We start from the raw sequence: 991 nt of genomic DNA, 5'->3' as shown, positions 1-991 counted from the left end.
GCTCGCCAATCGATGTCATCGATGTCGAGGGTGACGACCTCACTGGCGCGCAATCCCAGGCGAGCGAGGAGCATCAGGACCGCATAGTCACGTTGGCCCGTGGCGTGCGCGCGATCACAGCCATCGAGCAGGCGCTGGACCTCCTCCTCGGTCAGGAATTTGGGCACCGACGACAAGCGCCAGTCCGCGATGCTTGGCACACACGCGGCCAGATCGACCTCGATCTTCGCCTCCTGAAATAGGAATCGCAGGAATGAGCGCAGTGCCGAGACCATCAGCTGCGCCCGCTTGACGCCTTGGCCGCGCGCCTGGGCAAGGACGAAGGGGGCGATGTCTGCTCCGCGCAGCTGCTCGAGGCGCAAGGGTCCGTCGCCGAAATGCTGGACCAGAAACCGATGGGCAACGGGCAGGTAGTTCACCACCGTCGCGGTGGTCAGACCGCGCTCGGTTCTGAGATAGCGCTCGTAGTGGCGCTCAAGCTCGGAGAGCGGGGAGGTGTCACACACCGGCTCAGGACGGGGAATGATCCCCTGCCCCTGTAGATAGCCGACAAAACTGAGGAGGGTCGAGGCCTGGCCGCGTCGCAGCCGTCCCCGGCGCCGCAACTCCTTCAGGTACCGATCGACCGTGTGCTCGCTGAGCTGCGCCGCCGGGAGCGGCTCTTCTTGCAGCCACCAGCCCAGCTCGGCAACCCAGAGCAGCTTCGATCGCACCGTCGATGCCGCATAGGCATCCTCGACCAGTGCCGTCGCAAACGCCTCGAGATAGGCGTGCAGCGGGTTGCTTTGTAACCGCTCCAGGACATCGTCTTGTTCTTTGAAGAACGCTTTCAGCATGTCTCTTCTCCGTTCCGACCCGATTGGCCGTCCGGAAAGAGGACAGGATTATGCCGCGTCTGAGAACCAGGCTACGGCCGTAAGTCTCAAGAAATACGGAAGAAAGGCAAAGGCAGCCGCTGACGACTCGGCATAATTCGGTTGTCGGCATGATG

The 991-nt window shown here is 62.8% G+C and carries 1 protein-coding gene; it reads right to left on the bottom strand.

Annotation, left to right across the window (positions count from 1 at the left end; translation table 11 throughout):
- Positions 1-836: tyrosine-type recombinase/integrase (locus tag G3446_RS26935; protein WP_164456715.1), on the bottom strand; the 836-nt coding region annotated here is incomplete at its 3' end.
- Positions 837-991 lie beyond the last annotated feature (155 nt).

It is taken from the genome of Thiorhodococcus minor, assembly GCF_010820565.1.
Classification (GTDB): domain Bacteria; phylum Pseudomonadota; class Gammaproteobacteria; order Chromatiales; family Chromatiaceae; genus Thiorhodococcus; species Thiorhodococcus minor.
The sequence above is the reverse complement of the archived record's forward strand: the minus strand, read 5'-3'. Positions and strand labels throughout refer to the sequence as shown.